The organism is Amycolatopsis sp. YIM 10 (assembly GCF_009429145.1).
Classification (GTDB): domain Bacteria; phylum Actinomycetota; class Actinomycetes; order Mycobacteriales; family Pseudonocardiaceae; genus Amycolatopsis.
In genome coordinates this window covers 1,651,100-1,676,337 of the sequence record NZ_CP045480.1, presented here as the reverse complement: position 1 = coordinate 1,676,337, position 25,238 = coordinate 1,651,100, and the positions used below count along the sequence as shown (strand labels likewise).

The following is a 25,238-nucleotide window of genomic DNA, read 5'->3' as shown; positions in this document are numbered from 1 at the left end:
CTGTCCATGGCCTTCGCCGACTACCCGTTCACCAGGCACACCATCGCCGCCGACGACCACGCCGGGCGGCTGGCCCGCTCCCAACGACCTGTTCCTCACCCGGATCGGCCTGCCCCACGGCCGGGTGTGGGTGAGCGAGCACGCCGAGGCCGTCGCCGCGTGGACCACTCCGGACGCCACCGATCTCGGCCGGGTGTTCGCCGACGTGGGCCCGGAACTCGCCGAAATCGCCGGTGACCGGGCGGAGATCGCCGCCGAGTCGGAGGCCGCGCTGGCCCCGCACCGGCCGCGGGAACCGGCGTGGTTCCTCGGCACGGTCGGCGTCCGGCCGGGCAACCAGGGCCGCGGCCTCGGCCGGTCGGTGATCCGCCCCGGCCTGGAGGCGGCGGAGGCCGCCGGGGTGCCCGCATACCTGGAGACCTCGACCGAGCGCAACGTCGAGCTGTACCGCTCGCTCGGATTCGAGGTGGTCGCCGAAGTCGAGCTGCCGCGCGGCGGGCCGAGGACCTGGGCCATGCGGCGCTGATCCAGGACAATGAGCCGGGTGAAAGCCATCGGCGCGGGCCTGCTGACCGGGTTGCTCGTGCTCACCGCGTGCTCCACCCCCGATCCGGACGCGGGGAAGACCCCGCCCGCGGTCGGCGCGGCGGAGATCGCCCAGCGCCTGGACGAGTACCTGACCGGCATGGCCGGGCAGACGCTGGAATCCGACGCGCAGGCCGGGCCGATCACCCGCGGCCAGACCACCGGCTGCACCGAAAACGACGTCAGCTGGGGCGTCGTCCCGCACGCCGAGCGCATGGTGACGGCGGGCGCCAAAGCCGGGAAGTACTACGAAGACCTGGACTCCTGGCTGTCCGGCTCCGGGCTCTCCGAATACGCGGACCTCCAGGTCGACAACGCGAAAACAGCCCGCGGTGTGAGCCGCGAAGGCGTCCGGCTGACCGTGCGCTGGGTCCTGGACTCCCCGCAGCTCACCATCAGCGCGACCGGCCCGTGCTCGTGGCCGGCCGACCGCCCTGGCGGGCCCGCCCCCGGGCACCTGCCGTCACCGGCCGCCCCGAAATGGCCGAGGTCGGAGGGTTATCCCACGGATCGCGCCGTCTGCACTTCACCAAGGCGCATGGTGTTCAGCTCCGACGCGCCCCCGTTCGCCGGGCCCGCCCCTCACCTGACCGCCGTGATCCCCCACGCCGATGGCACCGATTTCCTCTACTCCGACCCCATTCTCGACGAGGATTGGGCGCCGAGCTACTCCCCCGTCGAGGACACCCCCGAGGAATCGAACACGCAGCTGGTGGCGTGCGTGCGGGTGGAAGCCACCGCGGACTCCGGCCGCGACCTCACCTGCCACTACTCGGACTCGCCGGTCGCGACCGGCGGCGCCCCGCACGAGTTCGACCTGTTCGAAGCGAACTACCACGTCACCGTCCGGCAGGCCCGAGACGGCGCGGTGGTCGAGCAGTTCACCCTGCCCGGCACCGTGGGTGACGGCCGGACCTGCCCCGACAAACTCTACAACTCCTACCCGAAGCTGGCGCTCGGCCTCGACAGCAAGGCGCTGGCGGGGAAACTGCGCCCGCTGGCCGAATCACCCCGCTGACCGAGTCGATCCGCCCGCCCGGTCTCTCACTTCGGCGCCGTCCGCGACCGGTCTGGTTAGCGTGGGTGGCCGGAAGTTCACCGCGAACCACGGAGGATCCATGCGGCGAGGCGGAGCACTGGCGGAACGAGCGGTACGGGGGTTCAACGCGCGCATCCTGGCGCTGCGCTCGTCCCGGCGGTGGGGAGCAGCCGTGCGCAGGCACCTCACGCTGGTCACCTACACCGGACGACGGTCGGGCCGGAGCTTCACCATTCCGGTCGGCTACCGGCGCACGGGCGACACCATTGTGATCGGTGTGCGCCTCCCGGATTCGAAGAACTGGTGGCGCAACTTCACCGGCGAAGGCTGCCCGATCTCCGTCGAACTCGACGGCACGGACCGCCCCGGCCACGCGATCGCCCGGCGGGACAAGAAAGGCCGTGTCGCGGTCACCGTCCAGCTGACAGCTTGAGCACCTCGGACAGCGAGTCCAGGAAATCCGGGGCGTCGAACATCTTCCCGGCCGACGCGACCCCGGTCGCCCTCGTCTGTCCAATGAGGATTCGGCGGACGGCCTCCACCGCGAGCGGCGCGCTGACCGCGTAGATGTCCTGGCCGCTCACCGAAGCACGCCGCTCCTCGTCGCCCAAGCGCACGAGGACGTCGACCACGAAGGTCTGGTCGGAGCGGCCCTGCTCGTCGACGGCCTCCGGCGCGACTCCGCCCGACAGGTCTTGGGCGGCGGTCGTGGTCATGTAGGTGCGCACCTCGCGGACCGGGAGGTGGCTGGGCACGGTGACGATGTCGGCCATGCTGAACTCGCCGAGCACGGCCCGGGTGCCCATGGGTTCGGGAAAGGTCCAGTCGAGGGTGGGCAGGGCGTCGTCGCGGTACTCCAGTTTTCCATTGGCGTAACGGATTCGCTTGCCACCGCGGCGTTCACGGGAGACAGCGCCGGCTTCACGGGTACCGGCGGTCGGGTGCCAGCTGCTCAGTCCGTACGCGATGTGCACCTCGTCGGCCGCCGTCCAGTCGCCCAGTGCCGTGGTGACCAGCAGGTCGCCGAGGCCGCCGTAGAAGGCCATCGCCGGGACGACCGGTTCCCGGGCGCGGTCGGCGAACTGCGCGAACGTGTCGAGATTGGCCTCGATCTCGGCTGCCACGTCGACGTACGGGATCCCGGCGCGCAACGCCGCTTCGATCACCGGCGCGGCGGTCACCGCGAACGGCCCGGCGGCGTTGATCACCGCCGCGGCCCCGGCCAGCGCCCGGTCGAGCGAGGCCGGGTCGGCCACCGAGGCGACCCGGGTGTCCAGCTCCGGGAAAGCCGCCGCCAGCTTCTCCCCATCACGGCCGAACGGCAGCGGAACGAACCCGCGCGCCTGGAGTTCCGCCACCACGAACCGTCCGGTGTGCCCGTAGGCCCCGAACACCGCCACTGCCTTCGTTTCATCCACAGTGGACATTCTGGCCGCGCCGGGCGCGCGGCAACAGTGTCCGGAACGACACGACCCGTACAATTCCGGACATGAGCACTGTCGCGCTGGCCGCCACCGACGGCATGCTGCACTTCGAACTGGGCGTGGCCTGCGAGATCTTCGGCTCCGGCACCCCGCACTACGACCTGCTCGTCTGCGGTTCCGGGCCGCTGCGGGCCGGTCGCTTCCGGCTGGAGCCGGACCACGGGCTCGACCGGCTGGTGGGGGCCGACACCGTGCTCGTCCCGGCACTGGCCGACGTCGACGAGCCGCCACCGGCCGAACTGCTGGACGCGGTGCGCGCGGCCCACGAGGCGGGCGCGCGGGTGGCCTCGCTCTGCACGGGTGCGTTCGCGCTGGCCGCCGCCGGGCTGCTCGACGGGTTGCGCGCCACCACGCACTGGGCCCACACCGACGCGCTGGCCGCCCGGTTCCCGCTGGTCGAGGTCGATCCGGACGTGCTCTACGTGGACAACGGGAGCGTGCTCACCTCCGCGGGCAAGGCCGCCGCGGTCGACCTGTGCCTGCACCTGGTCCGCCTCGACCACGGTTCCGCCGTGGCGAACGCAGCCGCCCGGCGGCTGGTGGTGCCGCCGCACCGGGCCGGCGGCCAGGCGCAGTTCGTCGCCACGCCGGTCCCGGCCGGCGACGACCACCCGCTGACCGCGCTGCTGCCCTGGGTGACCGAACGGCTGGACCAGCCGCTGACCGTGGAAGACCTGGCGCGCCAGGCGAACCTGAGTTCGCGGCACCTCGGCCGCCAGTTCCGGTCGGCCACCGGCACCACGCCGCTGCGGTGGCTGCTCACCCAGCGGATCCGCCGCGCGCAGGAACTACTGGAAACCACCGGCGACAGCATCGACGCCATCGCTTCGGCCGTCGGCATGGGCACCGCCACCACCCTGCGGCGCCACTTCAACCGGACGGTCGGCGTGCCGCCGGACACCTACCGCCGCACGTTCCGGAGCTAGTGCACGCCGAGGCCGCCGGAGACGGAGAGGTTGTCGCCGGTGATGTAGCTGGCGGCATCCGAGGCTAGAAAGGCGACGGCTTCGGCGATGTCGGCCGGGACTCCGACGCGGCCGAGCGGGACATCCTTCGCCCAGGAGTCGAGCATTTCCCGGGAGATGCCCAGCTTGCCGTAGGCCGGGGTGTCGATCATGCCGGGACTCACGGCGTTGACGCGGATGCGACGAGGCGCGAGTTCGAGCGCCAGTGACCGCATGAGTGGCAACAAGGCGCCCTTGGCGGCTGCCATGGCGGCCCCGAGCCCTTCGCCCGCGCCCACGGTGAACACGACCGACGCGCCCTCGTTGAGCAGCGGGAGCGCCTTTTGCAGGGTGAAGAAGTTGCCCTTGACGTTTATGTCGAAAAGGGCGTCGAAGGCGTCTTCGCCGGTCGACTCGATCGGGCCGGGGCGGGAGACTCCCGCGTTGAGGAAGAGCAGGTCGAGGGAGCCGAACTCACGGCGTGCCCGGTCGATCGCGTGGTCGAGGTCGAGCAGGGATCGCGCGTCGGCCCGGACGGCCACGACGCCTCCGGGAAGTCCCGTGTTGGCGAGATCGGTGCCGGTGACCATGACGCGATAGCCGCGGGCATGGAGCAGTTCGGCGGTTGCCTTGCCGATGCCGCTGGTTCCGCCGGTGATCAAAGCCGCAGGTGCGGACATGGGGTACTCCTTTGCGTGCCAGTGCCTACCTGACAGCATATGCGAAGTTGACAGTCGCTGCCAAACCTCCGGCCGCTGCCAACTCTCGGGTCGATGCCGACCTGGCAGTGGTGGACTAACCTGATCGGCATGGAGCAGGAAGCCAAAACGGCGGGCACGCTGTGGGACCGGACGCGGCAGCTGGCGTCCCGGGAGATCCAGGAGACGGCGCTGCGCCTGTTCACCGAGCAGGGCTACGACGAGACGACCATCGCCCAGATCGCCAAGGAGGCGGGCGTCTCCCAGCGCACGCTCTTCCGCTACTTCGGCACCAAGGAAGACCTGCTCGGCGGCGACCAGAACCGGTTGTGGCAGGTACTCGCGGACACGATCAGCGAGCAGCCACCCGAATTCGAAGTCTGGGAGGTCCTGCGCGCGGGGATCGCGGCCGTGCAGGCGCTGCACGACAACCGCGAACAGGCGCTGAAGCGGTTCCGCCTCCTGCACGGCACCGCGTCGCTGCGGGCAGGCTGGCTGGAAAAGCGACTGCGGTTCCAGGAAGACCTGCTACCGCTGGTCAAGACCCGCATCTACGCCACCGACGCGAGCGTCCGGGCGATAATCGCGACGGTGTTCGCGTGCCTGGACGCCGCCTCGATCACGTGGGTGGCCAACGGCGGCGAAGGCGACCTCATGGACCTCTACGACGAATGCCTCGCCGCGGTGCGCGGACGTTAGGCATCAGGCAATAGGCATCAAGCAATAGGAGGGGCGGACGGCTGGTCAGCCGCCCGCCCCCACCCCCAGTGGGTCGCGGTCACCCGCGCTTGAACTCCTCCCAGGTCACCTTCTTGACCTGCGGACCGTCGTCCTTGTTGTGGTTGGCCAGGCCGTTCAGGCCCTTGTAGTAGTCGCCTGCCTGAGCCTGGGCCTGCGGCGACATGTCGGTGTCGCTGATCGCGATGCCGTGGATGTGCTCGACCCAGTCACCCTGGCTCGGCGTGCGGTGCCACGCGGCGAACCCGACCTCGCGCAGCGCCTTCACCGCGGCCTTTTTGTCCGAGATGTTCTTGACCGAGATGTCGACCGCGCCACCACCGTCGTGCGTGCCACCCGAGGCGCCGACGCCACCCGCGTTGTACGAGCCCTGGGTGATGGTGAAGTCGACCCCGGCGCGCTTCTCCGCCGCCTTGATCATGTCGGCGGTGCGCTTGTTCAGCGTCTGGCCGTCGACCGTGGTCTTCGAGCCGACGTCGATGGTGGCGGTCAGGGTGTAGCGGCCTTTGCCCAGCTCGGCGAGCGACCCCTTGCCCGGCAGGCCGCTGGCAGCCAGCCCGCTGTGCCCCAGCGACTTCTGATACTTCTGGTACGCGGTCACCGTCGAAGTGCCGAAGTGCCCGTCGACCTGCTTCTTGTCGAGCAGGTTCTTCGCCGCCAGCGCCTCCTCGACCACCTTGACGCTGTCGCCGGAACCCGGCGTGATCGACTGGTCCGGCTTGTACGGGTCCCACATCGCCGCCTTGACCACGGCCTCCATGTTCACCGCCGGGGCGGCTACCGCGGTCTGCCCGATCGTGCCGGTGAGCGCGGCCGCGGAAAGGGCGGTGAACATCGCGGCGGTTGCCACCTTGCGCATGTCTGCTCCTTCACTCGATGCTGCTCCCTGCGAACAACGTGTGTTCGACACTGGCCCGGACGAGTGCGTGTCCGGAAGCACCTGGACCGAACCTCTGACGTCAGAAGCCGCAGGTTGACAGCGTCTGACAGTGGTCATTGGGCCCGATTTCCCTGGTCAGCACGGCATCGGCGGGGGTGTTCGCGGTATAGTTGCGCGGTCGCGGAGAGTGACAGGAAGTCGTGTCCATCTGACACGACCGCGAGGGGAGCGTGCCGAGACTGCAAGCGGGAGAACGGGCGCCCGAGCTGGAATCGTTCATGGCCGGGCTGCGGGAACTGCGGGCGCGAGCCGGGGAACCGTCGTTCCGGAAGATGGCGGCCAAGTCCGGCGCGGTCTCGCACGCGACACTGCACCTGACCGTCACCGGCCGTCGGCTGCAGCCTTGGGAGACCGTGCGCGAGTTCGTCCGCGCCTGCGACGGCGATGAGGAGGAGTGGCGCGCCCGATGGCTGGGGGTGCACCTCGCGCTCTCGTCCCCGACCTCTGAGTCCGCCGCCGTGGAGTCGCTTCCTGTGCCAGAGGCGGAGTCGGCCTCGGTGTCGGCGTTGGGTTCCGATACCGGAACGGGCGTGACGTGGTGGCGGTCGAAGCGGGTGGTCGTGCCGTTGGCCGCGGTGCTGGTCGCCGCGGTGGTGGTGGTCGTGGTGCTGCTGGTGCCGCGGCACGAGGAGGCCGCCGCGCCGCCGGGTCCGCCCTATCCGGGTGACTCGAGCAGCTTCGTCGCCGACGTGACCATTCCGGACGACACCGTGGTCAAGCCCGGCGAGCAGTTCGTCAAGGTGTGGGAGATCAAGAACACCGGCACCGTCGAGTGGCGCAACCGGTTCCTCCGGCGCACCGACGTGCCCGTGGCCGCCAACGCCTGCCGCACCCCGGAACGCATTCCGATCAACGACACCGCCCCGCAGCAGCACGTCCAGGTGACGGTCACCGTCAGCGCCCCGCCCACCGCCCCGGTCGACTGCCGCGTCTACTGGAAGATGGTCGACGAGCAGGACCGTGAGCTCCTCCCGGGCCGCCGCCCCATCTACTTCTCCGTCCTAGTCCGGCCCTGACAGCGCACCGACGACGGCCGCGTAGGTCGCTTCCGCGTCGAGGCCATCGGTGGGGACGACAACGCAGTCCGGGCGTTCGGCCAGGTAAGCCGTCAGGTGGTCGTGGATTCGCCCCAGCAGGACCGGCCCGCCGTCGCGCGTGACGATGGCGTCCATGTGCCTGGCCCAGTCGCTGCTCGAAGCCCGGCCCTGGAATCGCGCCGCCTGCTCCTGCTTCCCCACGGTCAGCGCGACTTCGACGTACTCCGCACCGGCGCGGGCAGCCGCCGCCTCGAAGCGCTGGGCTTGTTCCACCTTGGTGACCAGCTGCGGCATCACCACGTCGTGCCCCGCGCGCAGGTGGGTTTCCGCCATGGTGATGGCCAGCGCGCGCCCGGCGGGCAGCGCGGCCCGGAAATCGTCCCGCCACCCGCCGATCAGGCTCACCACCCGGTCGATGTCCAGGTTGAGCACGCCAGGGTGCGCGTCCACGTACCGCTGAGCCGTTGTCGACTTGCCGACGCCGGAAGGTCCGTTGAGGTGGATGAACCGCGCCATCACGTCAGTCCACAGAGGACGGAACGATGCCCGGCCAGCGACCGTCGGAGGCGAGTTTCCTGGTCACTTCGACGATTCCCTGACGAACCGCGGCAACCGAGTCGCGTGGTTCGTACAGCTCCGTGGACGCGCGCACCGCGACGTGCCGCCGCAGGGCGGGGTCGGTGATCCGCCGCACCCCCAGGTCCGGGCCGTGCCCGGCGACCACCGACCGCGGCAGGATCGTGCATGCTTCCCCACTTTCCGCTATCCGCACCATCGTGCCGAGCGACTCCACGTCGGCGACCACGGTCGGCACCAGCCCGTGCGCGGCGAAAGCGCGGTCGATCAGCGTGCGCAGGTTGCTGCGGCCACCGGGCGTCACCAGCGGCACCGACCGCAGCTCCGCCAGCGACACTTCCTCGTCCGACCGTGGCCGCGGCGACGGCTGGCCGATCAGGTACAGCTCCTCCGAGTACAGCGGCGTCTCCCCCGGCCGCGGCGCGTCGGTCTCCGGGTAGACCGCCGCGAGGTCCAGCCTGCCGACCAGCAGCAGTTCGTGGATGTACCCGCTCATCGACTCGAACAACTGCAGGTGGATCCCGGGGTGGTGCGCCTTCGTCCAGGAGAACAACGCCGCCGCCAACGGCGTCGCGACCGTGGTCGGCAGGCCGACCGCGACCGGGCCGTGGATGTGGTGCCGCCCGTGGACGGCGGTCTCGGACAGCCGGTCGAACTGCCGGACCAGCTGCTGCGCGTCGCGGTACAGCGCCCGCCCCGCCGAAGTGGGCACCACGCCCCGCGGCCCCCGGTCCAGCAACCGCACACCGAGGTGCGCCTCGAGCTGCGCCATCCGCTGGCTGATCGCGGGTTGAGACACGTGCAACCGCCCGGCCGCGCGCGACAGGCTGCCCGATTCGACAACGGCGATGAGGTCGCGCAGATGGGCGATGTCCACGCTGCCGCCCTCCCTCACGCGCGTTCGGCCTCCCGGACGATCCGCCGGGCCCGCTCGACGACCGGACGATCGATCATCTCACCGTCCAGGCTCGCCGCGCCCCCGAGGTCGGCCGCCAGTACCCGCCGGGCCCAGTCCACTTCGGCCGCCGAGGGCGCGAAAGCCGCGTGGACCAGCGGAACCTGCACCGGGTGGATGCACAGCTTGCCGCCGAACCCCCAGCCCTTCGCCCGCTTGGCGTCCCTGGTGACGGCGTCGGTGTCGCGGATGGCCGTGCTCACCCCGTCGACCGGGGCGGGCAGCGAACTCACCACCGACCAGCGGACGAGGTCGCTGCGTGACGGATCGAGCGCCGCGTCCTCGGTCACGGCCAGGTCGAGCGCCAGATCGATGCTGCCGAAGAGCAACCGGACCACCGGCTCGGCGGCGGCGATTTCGGCCAGGTTCACCAGGCCCCGCGCCGACTCGATCAGCGGGAGCACCGGCCCGCCGACCGCCTGCACGTCGCGAGCCGTCTCCGCCTTGGGCAGCACCACGGCAGCGGGTGACAGTTCGCGGCACAACGCCAGGTCCGCAGCGGAGTCCGGGGTGCCGACGGCGTTGACCCGCACCACCACAGGCACTGGCGAGTCCGCGGGCCAGTGCTCCCGCAACGCCGCGCGGGCGGTCTCCTTGTCGGCCGGGGCCACGGCGTCCTCAAGATCGATGATCACCACGTCGGCACCGCCGGCGGTGGCCTTGGCGAAGCGTTCCGGCCTGGTCGCGGGCACGAACAGCCAGCTGACCGCGGTGGTGAGGGTCATACCGCGCCTTCCTCGATCAGCCCGTCGATGTCCGCCTCGCTCAGCCCCAGCTCGGCGAGGATCGAACGGGTGTGGCTGCCGAGTTCCGGCACGGGATCCATCCGGGGCTCGCCGGTGACCAGGCCGGGCAGGGACAGCGACGGGACCGGGCCCGCCGGCGTGCCGACCTCGTGCCAGCGTCCGCGGGCGGCGAGCTGCGGGTGGTTCCAGACCTCGGCCATCGAGTTGACCCTGGCGTGTGCGACCGGGATCGCGGCGAGCAGGTCCATCGCCTCGGCGGCGGTCAGCTCGGCGAACCGCGCGGAGACGATCGCGCCCAGCGCCTCGCGATTGGTGTTGCGGTCGGCGTTGGTCGCGTAGTCGGGGTCGACGGCGATTTCGGGGCGTCCCAAGAACTTCTCGCAGAAGGAACGCCATTCGCGCTCGTTCTGGATGCTCATCATCACCACCCCGCCGTCCCCGGCTTCGAAGGGGCCGTAGGGGTAGATGGTCGCGTGCGCCGCGCCCGCGCGCACGGGCGGCGGTGCGCCGTCGTAGGCGTAGTAGAGCGGAAAGCCCATCCATTCCACTGTGGACTCCAGCATGGAAACGTCGAGGTGTGCGCCCTTTCCGGTCCGGCCGCGTTCCAGCAGGGCGGCGAGGATCGAACTGTAGGCGTACATGCCCGCGGCGATGTCGGACACCGAGATGCCCGCCTTGGCCATGTCCTCGCCGTTCCCGGTGACCGACAGCAGCCCGGCTTCGCTCTGCACCAGCAGGTCGTAGGCCTTCATCGTCTCGTACGGTCCCGGGGTGCCGTAGCCGGAGATGTCGCAGACGATCAGCCTCGGGTGGGCCGTCCGCAACTCCTCGGCGCCGAGTCCCGCACGGGCCGCGGCACCGGGCGCCAGGTTCTGGATGAACACGTCGGCGTCGGCCAGCAATTGCCGCAGGATTTCTTTTCCGCGTGGTTTCTTGATGTCCAGGGTGAGCGATTCCTTGTTTCGGTTCACCCAGACGAAATGGGAACTCAGGCCGTTCACGCGCGTGTCGTAGGCGCGTGCGAAATCGCCGACGCCGGGCCGTTCCACCTTGATCACCCTGGCACCGAGATCAGCCAGGTGGCGGCTGGCATAGGGAGCGGCGATGGCCTGCTCCAGCGAAACAACGGTCACTCCACGGAGGGGTTGCATATCCTTCTTCCTGCCGGTGGTCACACCACAAAACCGAGGGCCGAAACGAGCACGAGCGAAACCACCGACGCCAGTGCGGTGACGAAGGTGAGCGCTTTCAACGCGCCCCTGGTGGTCACGCCGAGCATGGTCTGGAACATCCAGAAGAAATTGCTGTTCACGTGCAGGGCGAACAACGCGCCGGAGCCGATCGCCAGGCCGAGCACGGCGGGCGGCACGTCGAGCCCGCCCATGATCGGCGCCAGTATCCCGGCGGCGGTGATCGCGGCCACCGAGATCGAGCCGATGGCCAGGTGCAGCACGGCCGCGACCAGCCAGGCGAGCAGGATGGTCACCACCACCGGCACCCCGGCCTCGGCGGAGAAGAAGCCGCCGAGCACGTCCTCCAGCCCGGTTTTGCCGATGACCGCGCCCAGCGAGCCGCCGACGCCGGTGATCAGCAGGATCTGGCCGGTGGAGTTGAACCCCTTGGCCATCGACTCGCCGACCCGGTCGCGGCCGAGGGCCCGGCGCGCCAGCAGGTAGGCGCCGAGCAGCCCGGTGAACAGGGCGAACACCGGGTCGCCGAGGAAGGCGAGCAGGCTGGACTCGACCCCGGCCGCCTCGGTGATCGCTCCGGTCGCGATGAGCAGCAACGGCACCACGATCGGCAGCAACGCCACAGGAAGCGATGGCGTGCGCCGCACCGGCGCCGCACCTCCAGCGACTGCGGCGACGGCATCGACATCGGTGGCGTCGGTGGCGGTGGTGGCAGTGGTGGCGGCATCGACGGCGGCGGCGGTGGCGCCGTCAGCGGCGGCGGTGTTGTCGGTGGCGTAAGCGGCGACCGGGTCGGCTACCTCGTCCTTGGCCGCGTTCCAGAAACCGCGTTTGAGCAGCCAGCCGTAGACCAGCATGGTGAGGATCACGGTGAGCGGGCCGAGCACGAAGCCGTAGACCAGCATCGAGCCCAGCGGCACGTGGAGCAGGCCGGCGATGGCCACGGTGCCCAGTCCCGGCACCACGAAGACGTAGCCGACCAGGATGCCCGCGGTCAGCGAACCGCCCATCATGGCGAGCCCGTTTCGGCCCATGCGCGGGGCGGCGGCGCGGGCCAGCGGGGCGGCGAGCACCAATTGCACGTCCACATAGATCGACGGGAAAATGGTGCTGAGCACCACGCCGAGCACGTGCGGGATCTTCCGCGGTCCCAGTCCGCGCATCAGCATTTCGACCAGCTTCTGCAGCGCACCCATGGAATGCAGCAATGAGCCCAGCAATACGCCGAAACCGATGAGCAAGCCGACTTCGGCCATGATCTCGCCGAATCCCCCGGCAATGGCCTTGATGGTGCCGTCGAAACCCAGTCCGCCGGTGAGCCCGAGATAGATCGAGCCGACGACGAGTGCGATGACCGGGTCCACCCTGGTCACCAGGATGAGCAGCACCACAACGACAATCGCGATTGTCGTGTGCAACACAATCAACGTGTCTGTCCTCTCCCGCAGAAGGCCGGGCCGCTTCGTCGCGACCGCGCCCGTGCTGCGAGATCAGAACACACGATCACCACCCCCGGTAGGCGGCAATCACCAAGACCACCATAAGGAGCGCTGATAGCTCGACCTTGGCCACGGTGTCCGGGTCCAGCTTCGCGACCATGACGGAGAAGAAGGGCACCGCACCGGACGCCGTCCGCACCCAACTCGGCGCGGCTTGGCCAGATCGATCCGATAACGCAGCCTGGCACGTTTGGTGCGAACGGCCTGCGCTGCTTACATTCGTGCCACCCGGTCCAACTTCCAGTGGTGCCGAAGACCGGTGACGAGGAGTGGTCGTCCATGCCGGACCGGGGCACACGTCACCACACCATCGTGGTGGCCGACGTCGAGGGCTTCGGAGATCCACAGCGCATCAAGCCACATCAACGAGCAGTGCGCGAAGGGCTCTACCGCGTGATGCAAGCCGCGTTCACGGCTGCCGGTGTGCCGTGGGAGAACTGCTACCACGAAGATCGCGGCGACGCGGTGTTCGTTCTCGCCCCCGCAGACGCGGACAAAGCCGTGTTCGCCGAAGCTTTGCCACCCGCACTGGTCACGGGCTTGCGAACGCACAACGCCACGCATCCGGACGAGCAGCGGATCCGGCTGCGGCTGGCCTTGCACGCGGGGGAGGTCCACTACGACGACCACGGCGTCAGCTCCTCGTCCCTGACGCTGACGTTCCGGCTCTGCGATGCCACTCCGTTGAAGGAGGCGCTCACCAGTTCCCCCGGAGTGCTGGCGGTCATCGCCTCGTCCTGGTTCTTCGACGACGTGGTGCGCCACACCCCAGGGGCCGCGCCGTCAACGTGGCATTCGATCCCGGTCGAGGTGAAGGAAGTCGTCACGACGGGGTGGATCACCCTGCCCGACCACCCGTACCCGCCCGGCACCACTTCGACCCTCACGGACCCGAAGCGGGTCGTGCCGCGGCAACTGCCGCCGGCGGTACACGACTTCACCGGCCGCGCCGAACTCCTCGAAACCCTCAATGCACTTCTCCCCCGAACCGCCGACTCACCGGACGGACAGGCGCAGTCGGTGGTGATCACCGCGGTCGACGGCAGCGGCGGTATCGGCAAAACCGCTCTCGCGGTCCACTGGGCTCACCGCGTCCAGGACAATTTCCCCGACGGGACGCTGCACATGAACCTGCGCGGTTACGGTCCCGGCAGTCCCGCCGCCCCGGGAGAAGTCCTCGTCAGCTTTCTACGCGCACTGGACACCCCACCACGGAAGATCCCCGCCGACGTCGAGGCTCGCGCAGCGCTGTTCCGCTCGCTCCTGGCAGGCAAGCGAATGCTGATCGTGCTGGACAACGCCCACCACTCGGACCAGATCCGGCCTCTTCTACCCGGTGCGGCCGGCTGCATGGTCCTGGTCACCAGCCGCGACAGCCTCACCGGGCTCGTCGTCACCGACGCCGCTCACCGCTTGACCCTCGACCTGCTCACACCGCAGGAAGCGCTCCGACTGGTCACCGGCATCATCGGCCCCGAGCGCGCCGCCGCTGAAAGCGACTCCGTCGCCGAGCTGATCAAACTGTGCGCTCGGTTGCCGCTGGCGTTGAGGATCGCCGCAAGCCGCGTAGCCGCCCACCCTCACCTCACCGTGGCGGACCTCGTCGCCGAACTCGCCGACGACCGCTCCCGCCTCGACGTGCTGAGCCAGGGCGGCGACGAACGAGCCGCGATCCGCACCGTGTTCGACTGGTCGTACCAGCAACTGCCGCCGGAGCAGGCACGACTGTTCCGGCGCTTGGGCTTGCACCCGGGCCCCGACTTCTCGCTGCCGGCGGCGGCAGCCATCGCCGAGCACTCCCCCGCGGCCACCAAGCCCCTGCTCACCGCCCTCACCGACGCACACCTGGTGGAGCCCACCGCCGGGGGCCGATATCGATTCCACGACCTGCTCCGCACCTACGCCGCCGAGCGGGCTCGACAACTCGACTCCGCCGGTCATCGGCACCAAGCCGTCGAATCGGTGCTGACCTGGTACACGCACACCGTCAGGTGCGCTGACCAACTCCTCTTCCCGATGCATCAGCGGCTCCGGATCGTCGTGGCGGAGCCGCCGCACCCACATGCGCTCGGCGACGTCGAGTACGCCCTGCACTGGCTCACCAGCGAACGGGAGAACGTGCTCGCCGCACTGCACTATTCAGCCGAACACAAGTTGGACCACCACACCATTCCGCTCGCCGACGCGTCCGGTTTCATCGCCACCACGGTCAGCTGGCAGGCGTGGCTGGACACCGCGGACGTCGGACTGATAGCCGCGCGGCGCACTGTCAACCGAACCTACGAAGCGCATTTCCAGATATTGCGCGGGGAGGCGGCATTGAACCTGCGCCTCTGGGAGCGGGCGCGTGATGACTTCGACCGCGCCGCGGCGCTGGTACTCGAACTGGACAACGACGAGTTGTCGGTGTGGGTGCTCAACGACCGAGGACTGCTGTTCCACGGGCAGGAGCGGTTCGATGACGCCCTGCGGTGTCTCAACGAGGCGTTGCCACTCAGCCGGGGCATCGACAACGGACGATGGGAAGCGGTCGTGGAAGGCAATATCGGCGCCGCCCACACCGGTCTCGGCGAGTATCACGAGGCGCTCGACCACGGATTGCGGGGACTGCACCTGCGTCGGAAAACCGGCGATCGCAGCGGTGAATCGATGGCTCTGACGCATCTTGCCGAGGCTTGGCAGGGTTTGGGGGAACACAAAAAGGCGATCGCTCTGTGCCGAGATGCCATCGCCATCGGCAGGGGCATCGACCTCAACCGGCACGAAACCATCGCCGCGCCTTCAGATGTGCTCGCGGCCTCCCTGTACAGCCTCGGTCACGTCGGCGAGGCCATCCGCTGCTGGACCGAAGCAGCCGCCATCTACGACGGCTACGGCCTCACCCACAAGGCTTCCGAGGTCCGCCGCCACCTCGATGCGGCGTCAGACAAGGAGTAGTGCCCGCGCGGTCAGCCGTCCTGGGGAAGGACGGTTCTGAGTATCGCCTCGAATTCGGCGGCGGTGGGTGGGTGGTCGGTCAGCAGGGCCTGCAACATGACACCGTCGACCAGGCCGACGAAGGCCTGGACCCGCACCGGGTCGTCGGTGAAGCGGGTGGCGAAGTCCGCCACCGCGGCCATCCAGCGTTCGGTGGGCAGCCGCAGCGTGGCGTCCTTGGCCGCCAGCAGGTACAGCTCGTACTCGGCGAGCAGGCTGCTCGGCCCGCGGACCACCTCGGCCATCAGCACGGCCAGGCCCCGCAGGCTGTCCGCGCCCCCGTCCGCGGCAGCGGCCAGGCGGTGCATGCGCTCGGCGTCCTCGTCCATGCACCGCGTCAACGCCGCGGTGAGCAGGTCCCGGATGCTGCTGAAGTAGTACGCGGCCGAGGTGGCAGGCTGCCCGGCCTCCTTCGAAACCGTCCGGTGGCTCACCCCGGCCACCCCGTCACGCGCCACGACGCGCAGCGTGGCCTCGACGAGTTCCCGCTTGCGCCGCTCGCCCTTGATGCGGCGACCGTCCGACACTGACACCTCCCGGCTGGTCCGGTTCAGCGTAACCGGACCGCGATCGAGCGGTGACCGAGCAGGACGACCAGCAGCGCGACCCCGCCCGCGACCACCGCCACGGTGAACCCGCCCGCCACGCCGAAATCGTCCACTACCTGGCCCGACACCGCGGCCCCCAGTGCGACACCGGCGTTCAGCCCGGTGACCGCCCAGGTCATGCCCTCGGTGAGCGCCGAGGCGGGCACGATGCGCTCCACCAGCGTCATGATCACGATCATGCTGGGCGCGAAGAAGACCCCGGCGAAGAACACCGTCGTCGCCAGTCCGGCGATGCTGGTGACCAGCAGCATCGGCACCGTGGTGAGCGCCGTGCCCAGCGTGCCGTAGAGCAGCAGGCGCGGCAGCGGCACGGTCGGCCTGTGCCCGCCGAACACCAGGCCCGCCACCGCGGATCCGATGGCGTACACCGAAACCACCACCCCGGCGGCCATCGTGTTCCCCTGCGCTTCGGCGAAGGCGATGCTCACCACGTCCACCGTGCCGACGATCGTGCCGCCCGCGGTCAGCACGAGGACCAGCACCACCACGGCGGGATTGCGGATGACCGACCTGGCGGGACCGGAAGCCGAGGCGTGCGCGGGTGGTTCGGTGGCGCGCTGGGCGGTGAACAGCACCGTGCCCACGGTGAGCAGCACGGCGGCCACGAGCGGCCCCGCCTGCGGGAACAGCGTGGTGCACAACGCCACCGACAACGCCGGACCGAAGACGTAGGTGATCTCGTCCACAACGGACTCGAACGAAAACGCGGTGTGCAGCCGCGCGGACTCCCGGTAGAGGTGCGACCAGCGCGCGCGGACCGTCGCGGCCATGTTGGGCAGGCAGCCCGCCGGTACCGCGAACACAAAGAGCAACCAGGCCGGTGCGCCGTAACTGGTGCACAGCAACAGAATGCCGAGTGAAACCACGCTGACCCCGCAAGCGGGCAGCAGCACCCGGCTCTGCCCCCGGCGATCGACGAGCCGGGAGATCTGCGGGCCGAGCAGTGCCATCGACAGCGTGAAGCAGGCGGACACCGCGCCCGCCAGCCCGTAGTCGCCACGGAGCTGCGAAAGCATGGTGATGAGGCCGATACCGGTCATCGGCGCCGCGGTCCTGGCGATCAGCGCGGCAGCGGTGAACGCCAGCGAGCCGCGGGCGGCGAAGAGCTCGCGGTAGGGATTGGCCATGTCGGGCGGACCCCCAGATAGAAACTTGAACGATCGTTAGATTTGTTTCCGACGGTATCAGCTACTGGCAACCAAGGAAAGCGCCATGAAACCGGGGCAGGACACGATGCCGCCCGAACGACCAACACAGAGGGGAGAGCACGTGTCGACCATCAGGAAGCTCATCACCGGCTCGGCCGCCGTACTGGCGCTCGGGCTCGCGGGCGGGCTCGCCGCACCCGCCGTGGCCGCGGCGACTCCGGCCGGGCAGGCCGCGGTGCTGTCGAGCGCGGGCGTGTGCGACAAGTACCTGAAGAAGGCCAAGGACTACGAGGCGGAAGCTCAGAAGCAACTGGCCTTGGCGAAGAAGGCCGCCGCCGCGGGTGACAAGAAGCGGGCCGAATACCACAAGAAGCAGGCCGAACAGGCCCAGTACTCCGCGAAGCTCGCCTACGACCAGTACAACAAGTGCCGGACCTGACCGCCCGCCGGCCGCCGGCGGCGCGAATCCGGCAATACAGCCCCTTGTCCACCAAGGAAAGCAGCATGAAACCGGGCCGGGACACGATGCCGCCCGAACGACCAACACAGAGGGGAGAGCACGTGTCGACCATCAGGAAGCTCATCACCGGCTCGGCCGCCGTACTGGCGCTCGGACTCGCGGGTGGCCTGGGGGCGCCCGCGGCATCAGCGTCGGTCGGCCAGCCCGCGTCGATGGCCGCCGTGGACCAGTGCGCCAGGCTCTTGCAGGAGGCCAAGATGCACCAGGCGACTGCCCAGGACCACCAGGCCCTCGCGAAGAAGGCAGCACAGGCGGGCGACACGAAGAAGGCCGAGTACCACAAGCAACAGGCCGCGTACCACCAGCAACTCGCGAATGCCGCCTACTCCAGGTACAAGTTCACGTGCCTCGCCTGACCCCGAGCCGGGGCTAGCATCGCGATCATGACCGACCAGACGCGGATCGCCTACGACACCGTCGCGGAGTCGTACGACGAACTGCTACGTGACGAACTCGACGCCAATCCGTGGGACCGCGCGATGCTGGACGCCTTCGCCGGACTCGTCGGCACCGCGGGCCCGGTCGGCGACCTCGGCTGCGGCCCCGGTCGCCTGACCGGGCACCTGGCGGCACTGGGGCTGGACGTGTTCGGCGTCGACCTGTCCCCCGGCATGATCGCCGTGGCCCGGCGGACCCATCCCGACCTGCGGTTCGAGGTGGGTTCGCTGGGCGCGCTGGACCTCGGCGACGGCTCGCTGGCGGGCGCGCTGGCCTGGTACTCGCTCATCCACACCCCACCGGAGCAACTGCCGGACGTGGCCGCGGAACTGGCCAGGGTGCTGGCACCGGGCGGGCGCCTGCTGACGGCCTTCCAGGTCGGCGACGAGCATCGGCACATCACGCACGCGTACGGCCACGACGTCTCGGTCGATGCCTACCGCCTGCGACCGGACAGCGTGACGAAGCTGCTCACCGACGCGGGCCTGGTGCTCGAAGCGCAGTTGGTGCGGCAACCGCGGCCACCGCTCGAACGGGTCCCGCAGGCCTACCTGCTGGCCAGGAAACCGGACTGACCGGCGCTGATTGTCGGTGGTCGCGGCTAGTTTTCCCGCCATGACGACGATCGAGCTGGCCCACTTCAGGATCCACGAGGGCGCCGAAGCCCGGTTGGTGGCCGAGCGCCCGGCGATGGTGGCGGCCCTGCGGCGGAGCTTTCCCGGCTGCCTGGCGGCCTACCTGACCAAGCAGGACGACGGCGGCTGGCTGGACGTGGTGTTCTGGCGCAGCCGGGCCGAAGCGGAGGAAGCCGCGCGAACCGTGGATTCGGTGCCCGAGTGCGCGTCCTGGTTCCGCCACATCGCGGAGTCGGGCGGGTTGCGGCACGTCGAGGTGGTGGCCGGGTGGACGGCCGAGGTCAGCCCAGCCAGCGACCGTCACGCATGAGGGTCCGGCCGGCCAGTTCGTTCTCCTCACGCCAGGCTTGGATTCGCCGCGGCCGGACCAGGAAATACTGGTAGGGCGTTTCGAGGCCACGCGGGTCGAAACCGGTTCTGGCGGCGAATTCGTCACCGGTTTCCGAGTCGATGCCGACCGGTTCGGCGATGCCGTCGACGATGACGACATCGCGCGTCGGCCCGAGGCTGAGGCGGACCCGGCCGTCCGCCAGCAGGTTGCGGCTGGTCACCGAGGCACGCGGCGTCGAGACGAGGAACGCCGCGCCGTCCCAGCGGTACGAGAGGGGGACGAGGTGGGGCCCGCCGTCCGGGCTCGAGGTCGCGACCCACAGGTCGACGTCGTGCTCCAGCTTCGCGCGGGTGTCCCGCAGCCGTTGCGCCAGGTCTCGGGCGGTCAACGGGTGTTCTCCCAGGTGAAGCCGTCCGGGTCGGTGAAGGGGCCGGCGTCGCCGCTGATGGTGATCCGGTGTGAACCGGTGCCTTCCGGCGAGACGCCGGCGGCCTTGGCGAGCGCGCGACGCCGGTAGAGCCCCAACTTCACGGCCTTCCCGCTCTCGAACTCGACGTACATGCGGCCGAAGCTCTTCGACACCGCCACGCCGTGGTCGGCGTAGAACCGCTTGCTCGCGGTGACATCCTCGGCACCCAGCAGGAGCACCAGGTCGTCGACCTGCCGCGTGGCCGGGCCGGTGTCCTTCTTCGCCGACGTCGCGACCTTCCAGATCGCCCCGTCCGGCGCCTGGACCACACCGCCGTAACCCCAGAGCGACTTCTCGGCGGGCTTCAGGGTGGTGGCACCCGCGTCCAGTGCGGACTGGACAAAACTGTCGACAGTGGACGGTTGGGAAACCGTGAGGGACAAGGTGTAGCCGCGGAATCCGGTGCTGGGCTCGTCCCCGGCGCGCAGCCGCAAGCGGCTTTCGTCCAGGTCGAAGGCGGTGGCGTAGAACTGCTTGGCGGCCGCGGTGTCGGGCACGTCCAAGGTGAGGTGGTCGATGATTGCCATGGCGCTCACGCTAGATCCGGCCCGGCGGACGCGCTTCTCGATTCCTGACCGGCTCAGGCGACCTCCTGGATGCGGATCAGGTTCCCGGCGGGATCGCGGAACGCGCAGTCGCGGACACCGTAGGGCTGCTGGGCCGGCTCCTGGACCACCTCGGCGTTCCCGGCGCTCACCTTCTCGAAGACCCCGTCGAGATCCCGGCTGGCCAGCAGGATCCAGCCGTAGGTGCCCTTGGCCATCATCCGGGCGATGGTGGCGCGCTCCTCCTCGCTGATGCCGGGATCGGCGGCGGGCGGCGCCAGCAGGATGGAGGTGCCCGGCTGGTCGGCCGGACCGACGGTGATCCAGCGCATCTTGCCCTGCCCGACGTCACTGCGAACCTCGAAACCGAGGGTGTCGCGGTAGAAGGCCAGTGACGCGTCCGGGTCCTCGTGCGGCAGCACGGTGGTGTGGATGGTGAGGTCCATGGCAAGCATGCTAGGCGCGCTCACCGCCCCCAGTCCGGGCTCCGGCCGGTGACAGCCACGATCCGGTCGAGCAGCGCGGCGCCGGCGGGCACCTCGACGGGCGGTCCCCACAACTCCGGCAACGGTGCCCGGGGCACGAACTCGGCCACGTGGTCGTAGCAGGCGCGCAAGATCCCGGCGGCCGGGTCGAACGGCTGCCCGGTGGCCACGGCCAGGTCCCAGCCGTGCACGACCAGCTCGGTCAGCACGATCCGGCCCCACGTCCGGTTCGGCAGGTCCAGCCGGCCCGTTCCCACCCACGCCGCCGGATCTCTCCACGTCCGCCGGAGCGCGGTGAGCTGCCTGGCCAGACGGACGCGCCAGCCGCTTTCCATCCCGGCGCTCCCGCCCGTCACGCCGTCGAGGTGCTCGATGAGGTCGGCCACGGTGTAGTCGGCACACGGGGTCGGCAGCGCGAGCTGGTCGTCGGCGGTGCCCATGATCAGTTCGGCCATCGCCAGGCAGGCGGGGGCCAGGTCGAGTTCGGCGGCGCAGTCGAGCGCCCGCACGTCGACCGTGCCGCCGAGGCGCACCGCGATCTCCGTGGCCCGTTCGAGTCCGGCGCACTCGACCAGCCAGTACCCGGCCAGCACCTCCTGGGTCTCGGCGAACGGCCCGTCCGTCACCACCGGCACCCCGTTCGCGCGCTCGATCCGCCGGGCCCGCGCGGGCTGGTCGAGCCCCTGCGCCTCGACGAACTCCCCGGACTCGCGCAACTCGCGGTTGAACTCGTCCAGGAAGGCCGTCGCGTCGGGCTTCTCGTCGAGGTCCCGCTGCGTGCCGTACACCAAGAGCAAATATTTCATCCGGTTCCTTCCACCTTCGCGACGCCAGGGTGCGCCGCCGCACCCGAGACGTCGGAGCCGACCCCGCCGACCGGACACCGCTTGCCATCCGAGGTAAGAGTCTTATAGACTCAAACTATGCTCACCAGGGACGACGCCATCGCGATGATCGAGAAGGCGGACAACGCCACCGCGTTGTTCGACGCCGATCCCGCGGTCGCGCGACGCCGTTACCGCGAGCTGGCGACCGCGCTCCACCCCGACCGGAACCCCGGCGACGAACGCGCCCACCGGGCCGCCGCCACGCTCAACCGCCTCTACGACGACTGGAAACGACCCCGGCGCCAAACGGTCACCACGGCGACCTCGAGCTACACCCTGACCGGGCCGCACGCGATCGGCAGCATCGCCACCACCTACCGCACCACCGGCCCGCACCTGGTCAAGCTCGTCCGCGACCCGGCGCTCAACCCGCTGCTCCACGCCGAGTGGACCGCGTTGCGCGCGCTCGACGACCTGACCGAGCGGCACCGCTGGCTGCGGCCGTACTACCCGCGCCTGATCGACACCTCGGGCCCGGTGGCCCGCGGCGATCGCGCGTTCACCGTGCTCGACCCGCTCATCGACGGGTTCACCACGCTCGCCGACATCCGGAAGGCCTTTCCCGGCGGCCTCGACGGGCGTGACTACGCCTGGATGCACCGCCGCCTGCTGCGTGCCGTGGCGGGCGCGCACCGCGCGGGTGTCGTCCACGGGCACATCACCCCGGACAACGTGCTGGTCCACCCGGAACAACACGGGATCGTGCTCGTCGGCTGGTCGTTCGCCGTCGGCGACGGCGAACTCCCCGTGGCGGTGGACAACTCCGCCGACTACCCGCCGGAAGTCCACAAAGGACAACCGGTGACCGCCGCCACCGACGTGCACATGCTCCACACGATGATGGCGGACCTGCTGGCACCGGGCGAAAACCGGCAGCGCACGTTCGCCACCTGGTGCACCCAGGACGCCCCGGCACAGCGGCCCGACGCCGCCGACCTGCTCGACGAGTACGACGAACTGCTCGGCGAGCTGTACGGCCCGCGCACCTTCAGACCCTTCACCATTCCCGAGACAGGAGCCTGACCATGGGATACGGACACTGGGACGACAACGCCTACGCCGCCGCGAAAACCTTCCGCGCGGCCAAGGGCCAGGACGATTTCGGCTACACCGCCGACCTTCGCGGACGGCCGGCGCGCGAATGGAAGGTCGCACCCGCGCTCGACCCGAAGAACGTCATCCGGGAGTGCCGCGATTCGGCCGACCACGACGACTCGACGCCGATCGCCGTGTTGTTCGACGTCACCGGCTCGATGCGCCGCGTGCCGCGGATCATGCAGGGCAAGCTCGGCAAGCTGCACGGGCTGGTCAAGCGGCGCGGTTACCTGGCCGATCCGCAGGTGCTCTTCGGCGCCATCGGGGACGCTGACAGCGACCGGGTTCCGTTGCAGGTCGGGCAGTTCGAGTCGGACAACCGGATGGACGAGCAGCTGCGCACCATCTTTCTCGAAGGCGGTGGCGGCGGGCAGAAGAGCGAGTCGTACGAGCTGGCCGCCTACTTCATGGCGCGGCACGTGGTCACCGACGCGTGGCAGAAGCGCGGCCGCAAGGGCTACCTGTTCATCATCGGCGACGAGCTGAACAAGCCCTCGCTGCGGGCGAAGCACGTGCGCCGGATCATCGGCGACGACGTGCACCAGGACATCGATCCCGCGTCGGTGTACCGGGAACTGGCGCGCAAGTGGCACGTCTACTACGTGCTGCCCAACCAGTCGTCGTACTTCAACGACCCGGAGATCGGTGAGCACTGGAGCGGACTGCTCGGCCAGAACTTCCTCAAGCTCGACGATCCGGGCGCGGTGTGCGAGCTGATCGCGGCCACCATCGGGCTGGAGGAACAGGTGGTCGACGTCGACCAGGCGCTGGCCGATCTCGCCGACGTCGGCTCGGCCGCCGAGGGCGAGGCGGTCGGCAAGGCGCTGACCAGGCTGGGCGCGCGCTCGGTGGTCACCTCGGCGGTGCCGGACGCCGGTGGCCCCGACGACGTGGTGCTGCGGTGAATCTCGACGGGCACGTGGTGGTGGTCGGGCTCGGGTTCGGCGACGAGGGCAAGGGGGCCGTGGTCGACGCACTGTGCGCCGCCCGGCCCACCACCGCGGTCATCCGGTTCAACGGCGGCGCGCAGGCCGCGCACAACGTGGTCGCCGAGGGGCGGCACCACACGTTCAGCCAGTTCGGGGCGGGCACCTTCGCCGGGGTGCCCACCCACCTCTCGCGGTTCGTCCTGGTCGAGCCGTTCGCGCTGGCCACCGAAGCGAGGCAGCTCGAAGCCGCCGGGGTGCGCGACCCGTTCACGCTGCTGAGCGTTGACGGCCGGGCGCTGCTCACCACGCCGTTCCACATCTATGCCAACCGGGCCCGCGAGGACGCACGCGGGGATCAGCGGCACGGCTCGTGCGGGAAGGGCATCGGCGAGACCGTCTGGTACTCGCTGCGAGAACCGGTTGACGCGCCCACTGTCGCCGACTGCGCGCGGCCGTCCGTGCTGCGGCGCAAGCTCGACGCGCTCGCCCGGTTCTACGCGCCACTCGCCACGCCACCGCACAGCGTGGACGAACTGGTGTCGCTGTACCGCGATTTCGCCGACGCCGTGCGCACCACGGACAGCGGCGAGACCGCGCGGCTGGCCGACCGCGGCCGGGTGGTTTTCGAGGGAGCGCAGGGGGTTCTCCTCGACGAGCACCACGGGTTCCACCCGCACACGACCTGGTCGACCACCACCCCGCACAACGCACGTGAACTGCTGGCCGGTCGCCCGCACACCGTGCTGGGCGTCGTGCGGACCTACCACACGCGGCACGGCGCGGGGCCGTTCCCGACCGAGGATCCGGCCGTGCTCGCCCGATTCCCCGAACGCCACAACGGCACCGGGAAGTACCAGGGCGCTTGGCGCGCGGGGCATCTCGACGCGACGCTGCTGGACTACGCGATCGCGGCCTGCGACGGCGTCGACGCGCTCGCGGTGACCCATCTCGACGCCGACCGGCCGCGTGTGGTGCTCGAACACGGCACACCCGCCGTCGAACTGGACGACCCGCTGGCCTGGTTCGGCACCCGGCTGCCGGTCGCGGTCACCGGGTACGGGCCGGACCGCGCGGACTACCGGACGCCGGTCACAATCGGTGTGTGATCGAGTCGACGCCGGTGTCCGTGGATGTGCTGGTCGTGCGGTTCGACCCCGGCGAGCGGACCGTGCTGCTGGGGGTCGCGCCGCGGGCAGCCGAACCGTTCCAGGGCGAACTCGCGCTGCCCGGGGTGCTGCTCGGGCTCGGGGAACGGTTGCGGGAGGCGGGGACGAGGGCGGTGGTCACCAAGCTGGGCCTGCCGTCGGAGGCGCTGTCCGGCACGGGCCAGCTGACCACCTTCGACGAACCGTCCCGCGACCCGCGCGGCCCGACCCTGTCCATCGCGTTGTGGGCGACCGCCACGTCTCCTGGCGATGGCGTCCGGTGGTGCCCGCTGGATTCGGTGCCCCCGCTGGCCTTCGACCACAACCGGATCGTGGCGGACTGCCGTCCGCTGCTCGCGGACCGGTTGTGGCGCAACGTCGAGTTCACCGCGGGGCTGATGGGGAACGGGTTCACCACGGCGCAGGCGCTGGACGCGACCGAGGCGCTGACCGGGGAACGCCCGTACCCGGCCAATCTCGGCCGGACCATGGAACGCGTCCCCGGCCTGCGGCGGACGGCCGAGCACGCGGCCGCCCTGCCCAAGGGCGGGCGGCCCCCTTCACTGTGGCGGTGGGACCAGCTGTCCGCCGGTTGA

The 25,238-nt window shown here is 70.1% G+C and carries 29 protein-coding genes; 15 read left to right on the top strand and 14 right to left on the bottom strand.

Going from position 1 to position 25,238, the window contains the following annotated elements:
- The first annotated feature begins 130 nt into the window (after positions 1-130).
- The 3 genes from YIM_RS08315 (at position 131) to YIM_RS08305 (ending at position 2,057) form a co-directional block, all read left to right on the top strand.
- Positions 131-526, top strand: coding sequence for a GNAT family N-acetyltransferase (locus tag YIM_RS08315; protein WP_228004624.1), 396 nt, complete (start codon positions 131-133; stop codon positions 524-526).
- Positions 527-544: 18 nt separating this feature from the next.
- On the top strand, positions 545-1,603 hold the full coding sequence (locus tag YIM_RS08310; RefSeq protein ID WP_153029775.1) for a hypothetical protein: 1,059 nt from the start codon (positions 545-547) through the stop codon (positions 1,601-1,603).
- Positions 1,604-1,703: 100 nt separating this feature from the next.
- Positions 1,704-2,057 carry a nitroreductase/quinone reductase family protein gene (locus YIM_RS08305; RefSeq protein ID WP_153029774.1) on the top strand — a complete coding sequence of 118 codons (354 nt, stop codon included), beginning with the start codon at positions 1,704-1,706 and terminating at the stop codon, positions 2,055-2,057.
- Here the strand turns inward: YIM_RS08305 and YIM_RS08300 are convergent.
- Positions 2,035-3,042, bottom strand: a complete 1,008-nt coding sequence (locus YIM_RS08300) for a saccharopine dehydrogenase NADP-binding domain-containing protein (RefSeq protein ID WP_228004623.1) — start codon at positions 3,040-3,042, stop codon at positions 2,035-2,037. The two genes, YIM_RS08305 and YIM_RS08300, sit on opposite strands and share 23 nt — an antisense overlap.
- A gap of 71 nt (positions 3,043-3,113) precedes the next feature.
- On the opposite strand from YIM_RS08300, the gene YIM_RS08295 reads away from it, so the two are divergent.
- Positions 3,114-4,034 carry a helix-turn-helix domain-containing protein gene (locus YIM_RS08295; RefSeq protein WP_153029772.1) on the top strand — a complete coding sequence of 307 codons (921 nt, stop codon included), beginning with the start codon at positions 3,114-3,116 and terminating at the stop codon, positions 4,032-4,034.
- Here YIM_RS08295 and YIM_RS08290 read toward each other — a convergent pair.
- The gene (locus tag YIM_RS08290; RefSeq protein WP_153029771.1) at positions 4,031-4,732 is read right to left on the bottom strand and encodes an SDR family NAD(P)-dependent oxidoreductase; all 702 of its coding nucleotides are present in this window, start codon (positions 4,730-4,732) and stop codon (positions 4,031-4,033) included. The two genes, YIM_RS08295 and YIM_RS08290, sit on opposite strands and share 4 nt — an antisense overlap.
- Positions 4,733-4,861: 129 nt before the next feature.
- Between YIM_RS08290 and YIM_RS08285 the strand changes: the two genes are divergently transcribed.
- Positions 4,862-5,449 carry a TetR/AcrR family transcriptional regulator gene (locus YIM_RS08285; protein ID WP_153029770.1) on the top strand — a complete coding sequence of 196 codons (588 nt, stop codon included), beginning with the start codon at positions 4,862-4,864 and terminating at the stop codon, positions 5,447-5,449.
- A gap of 79 nt (positions 5,450-5,528) precedes the next feature.
- Here YIM_RS08285 and YIM_RS08280 read toward each other — a convergent pair whose 3' ends face one another.
- Positions 5,529-6,347 carry a peptidoglycan-binding protein gene (locus YIM_RS08280; RefSeq protein ID WP_153029769.1) on the bottom strand — a complete coding sequence of 273 codons (819 nt, stop codon included), beginning with the start codon at positions 6,345-6,347 and terminating at the stop codon, positions 5,529-5,531.
- A gap of 251 nt (positions 6,348-6,598) precedes the next feature.
- On the opposite strand from YIM_RS08280, the gene YIM_RS08275 reads away from it, so the two are divergent.
- A complete protein-coding gene (locus YIM_RS08275) occupies positions 6,599-7,444 on the top strand; it encodes an NBR1-Ig-like domain-containing protein (protein WP_153029768.1) in 846 nt (281 codons plus the stop codon).
- On the opposite strand, the gene YIM_RS08270 is transcribed toward YIM_RS08275, so the two are convergent.
- The 5 genes from YIM_RS08270 to YIM_RS08250 are packed head-to-tail and all read right to left on the bottom strand — an operon-like array spanning position 7,430 to position 12,353.
- Positions 7,430-7,981, bottom strand: a complete 552-nt coding sequence (locus tag YIM_RS08270) for an AAA family ATPase (RefSeq protein WP_153029767.1) — start codon at positions 7,979-7,981, stop codon at positions 7,430-7,432. The two genes, YIM_RS08275 and YIM_RS08270, sit on opposite strands and share 15 nt — an antisense overlap.
- A gap of 4 nt (positions 7,982-7,985) precedes the next feature.
- On the bottom strand, positions 7,986-8,918 hold the full coding sequence (locus tag YIM_RS08265; protein ID WP_153029766.1) for a LysR substrate-binding domain-containing protein: 933 nt from the start codon (positions 8,916-8,918) through the stop codon (positions 7,986-7,988).
- A gap of 14 nt (positions 8,919-8,932) precedes the next feature.
- Entirely contained in the window at positions 8,933-9,721 is a 789-nt protein-coding gene (locus YIM_RS08260) for a CoA ester lyase (protein ID WP_153029765.1), read from the bottom strand.
- Positions 9,718-10,893, bottom strand: a complete 1,176-nt coding sequence (locus YIM_RS08255; RefSeq protein WP_153029764.1) for a CaiB/BaiF CoA-transferase family protein — start codon at positions 10,891-10,893, stop codon at positions 9,718-9,720. The genes YIM_RS08260 and YIM_RS08255 overlap by 4 nt, the downstream gene beginning before the upstream one ends.
- A gap of 20 nt (positions 10,894-10,913) precedes the next feature.
- The gene (locus YIM_RS08250; RefSeq protein ID WP_228004622.1) at positions 10,914-12,353 is read right to left on the bottom strand and encodes a GntP family permease; all 1,440 of its coding nucleotides are present in this window, start codon (positions 12,351-12,353) and stop codon (positions 10,914-10,916) included.
- 324 nt (positions 12,354-12,677) lie between these two features.
- On the opposite strand from YIM_RS08250, the gene YIM_RS08245 reads away from it, so the two are divergent.
- Complete coding sequence (locus YIM_RS08245) at positions 12,678-15,368, top strand: tetratricopeptide repeat protein (protein ID WP_228004621.1); 2,691 nt, start codon at positions 12,678-12,680, stop codon at positions 15,366-15,368.
- Positions 15,369-15,379: 11 nt separating this feature from the next.
- Here the strand turns inward: YIM_RS08245 and YIM_RS08240 are convergent, their stop codons facing one another.
- Both YIM_RS08240 and YIM_RS08235 read right to left on the bottom strand, forming a co-directional pair.
- Positions 15,380-15,934: a TetR/AcrR family transcriptional regulator gene (locus YIM_RS08240; RefSeq protein ID WP_153029762.1), complete on the bottom strand. Its 555-nt coding sequence runs from the start codon at positions 15,932-15,934 to the stop codon at positions 15,380-15,382.
- A gap of 23 nt (positions 15,935-15,957) precedes the next feature.
- Positions 15,958-17,142 (bottom strand): MFS transporter, encoded by a 1,185-nt coding sequence (locus YIM_RS08235; RefSeq protein WP_153029761.1) that lies wholly within the window; start codon positions 17,140-17,142, stop codon positions 15,958-15,960.
- 142 nt (positions 17,143-17,284) lie between these two features.
- Between YIM_RS08235 and YIM_RS08230 the strand changes: the two genes are divergently transcribed.
- The 4 genes from YIM_RS08230 to YIM_RS08215 all read left to right on the top strand — a co-directional run bounded on the left by YIM_RS08230 (position 17,285) and on the right by YIM_RS08215 (position 19,066).
- Entirely contained in the window at positions 17,285-17,602 is a 318-nt protein-coding gene (locus YIM_RS08230; RefSeq protein WP_153029760.1) for a hypothetical protein, read from the top strand.
- Positions 17,603-17,724: 122 nt separating this feature from the next.
- Positions 17,725-18,039, top strand: coding sequence for a hypothetical protein (locus YIM_RS08225; protein WP_153029759.1), 315 nt, complete (start codon positions 17,725-17,727; stop codon positions 18,037-18,039).
- Positions 18,040-18,066: 27 nt separating this feature from the next.
- Entirely contained in the window at positions 18,067-18,696 is a 630-nt protein-coding gene (locus YIM_RS08220) for a class I SAM-dependent methyltransferase (RefSeq protein WP_153029758.1), read from the top strand.
- Positions 18,697-18,736: 40 nt separating this feature from the next.
- The gene (locus YIM_RS08215) at positions 18,737-19,066 is read left to right on the top strand and encodes an antibiotic biosynthesis monooxygenase (protein ID WP_153029757.1); all 330 of its coding nucleotides are present in this window, start codon (positions 18,737-18,739) and stop codon (positions 19,064-19,066) included.
- On the opposite strand, the gene YIM_RS08210 is transcribed toward YIM_RS08215, so the two are convergent.
- Genes YIM_RS08210 through YIM_RS49045 form a run of 4 tightly spaced genes read right to left on the bottom strand, consistent with a single transcriptional unit; the run spans position 19,038 to position 21,392 of the window.
- A complete protein-coding gene (locus YIM_RS08210) occupies positions 19,038-19,475 on the bottom strand; it encodes a pyridoxamine 5'-phosphate oxidase family protein (protein WP_194240080.1) in 438 nt (145 codons plus the stop codon). The two genes, YIM_RS08215 and YIM_RS08210, sit on opposite strands and share 29 nt — an antisense overlap.
- Positions 19,472-20,083 carry a glyoxalase gene (locus YIM_RS08205; RefSeq protein ID WP_153029755.1) on the bottom strand — a complete coding sequence of 204 codons (612 nt, stop codon included), beginning with the start codon at positions 20,081-20,083 and terminating at the stop codon, positions 19,472-19,474. The genes YIM_RS08210 and YIM_RS08205 overlap by 4 nt, the downstream gene beginning before the upstream one ends.
- A 53-nt stretch (positions 20,084-20,136) precedes the next feature.
- Positions 20,137-20,556, bottom strand: a complete 420-nt coding sequence (locus YIM_RS08200) for a VOC family protein (protein ID WP_153029754.1) — start codon at positions 20,554-20,556, stop codon at positions 20,137-20,139.
- 11 nt (positions 20,557-20,567) lie between these two features.
- Positions 20,568-21,392, bottom strand: coding sequence for a TIGR03086 family metal-binding protein (locus tag YIM_RS49045; protein WP_228004620.1), 825 nt, complete (start codon positions 21,390-21,392; stop codon positions 20,568-20,570).
- Between the two features lie 117 nt (positions 21,393-21,509).
- Here YIM_RS49045 and YIM_RS08185 point away from each other — a divergent pair, with 117 nt between their 5' ends.
- Genes YIM_RS08185 through YIM_RS08170 form a run of 4 tightly spaced genes read left to right on the top strand, consistent with a single transcriptional unit; the run spans position 21,510 to position 25,238 of the window.
- On the top strand, positions 21,510-22,496 hold the full coding sequence (locus tag YIM_RS08185) for an adenylate cyclase (protein WP_153029753.1): 987 nt from the start codon (positions 21,510-21,512) through the stop codon (positions 22,494-22,496).
- 2 nt (positions 22,497-22,498) lie between these two features.
- On the top strand, positions 22,499-23,473 hold the full coding sequence (locus tag YIM_RS08180) for a hypothetical protein (RefSeq protein ID WP_153029752.1): 975 nt from the start codon (positions 22,499-22,501) through the stop codon (positions 23,471-23,473).
- On the top strand, positions 23,470-24,603 hold the full coding sequence (locus YIM_RS08175; RefSeq protein WP_153029751.1) for an adenylosuccinate synthetase: 1,134 nt from the start codon (positions 23,470-23,472) through the stop codon (positions 24,601-24,603). Before YIM_RS08180 ends, YIM_RS08175 begins: the two co-directional genes overlap by 4 nt.
- Complete coding sequence (locus YIM_RS08170) at positions 24,600-25,238, top strand: NUDIX hydrolase (protein ID WP_153029750.1); 639 nt, start codon at positions 24,600-24,602, stop codon at positions 25,236-25,238. The genes YIM_RS08175 and YIM_RS08170 overlap by 4 nt, the downstream gene beginning before the upstream one ends.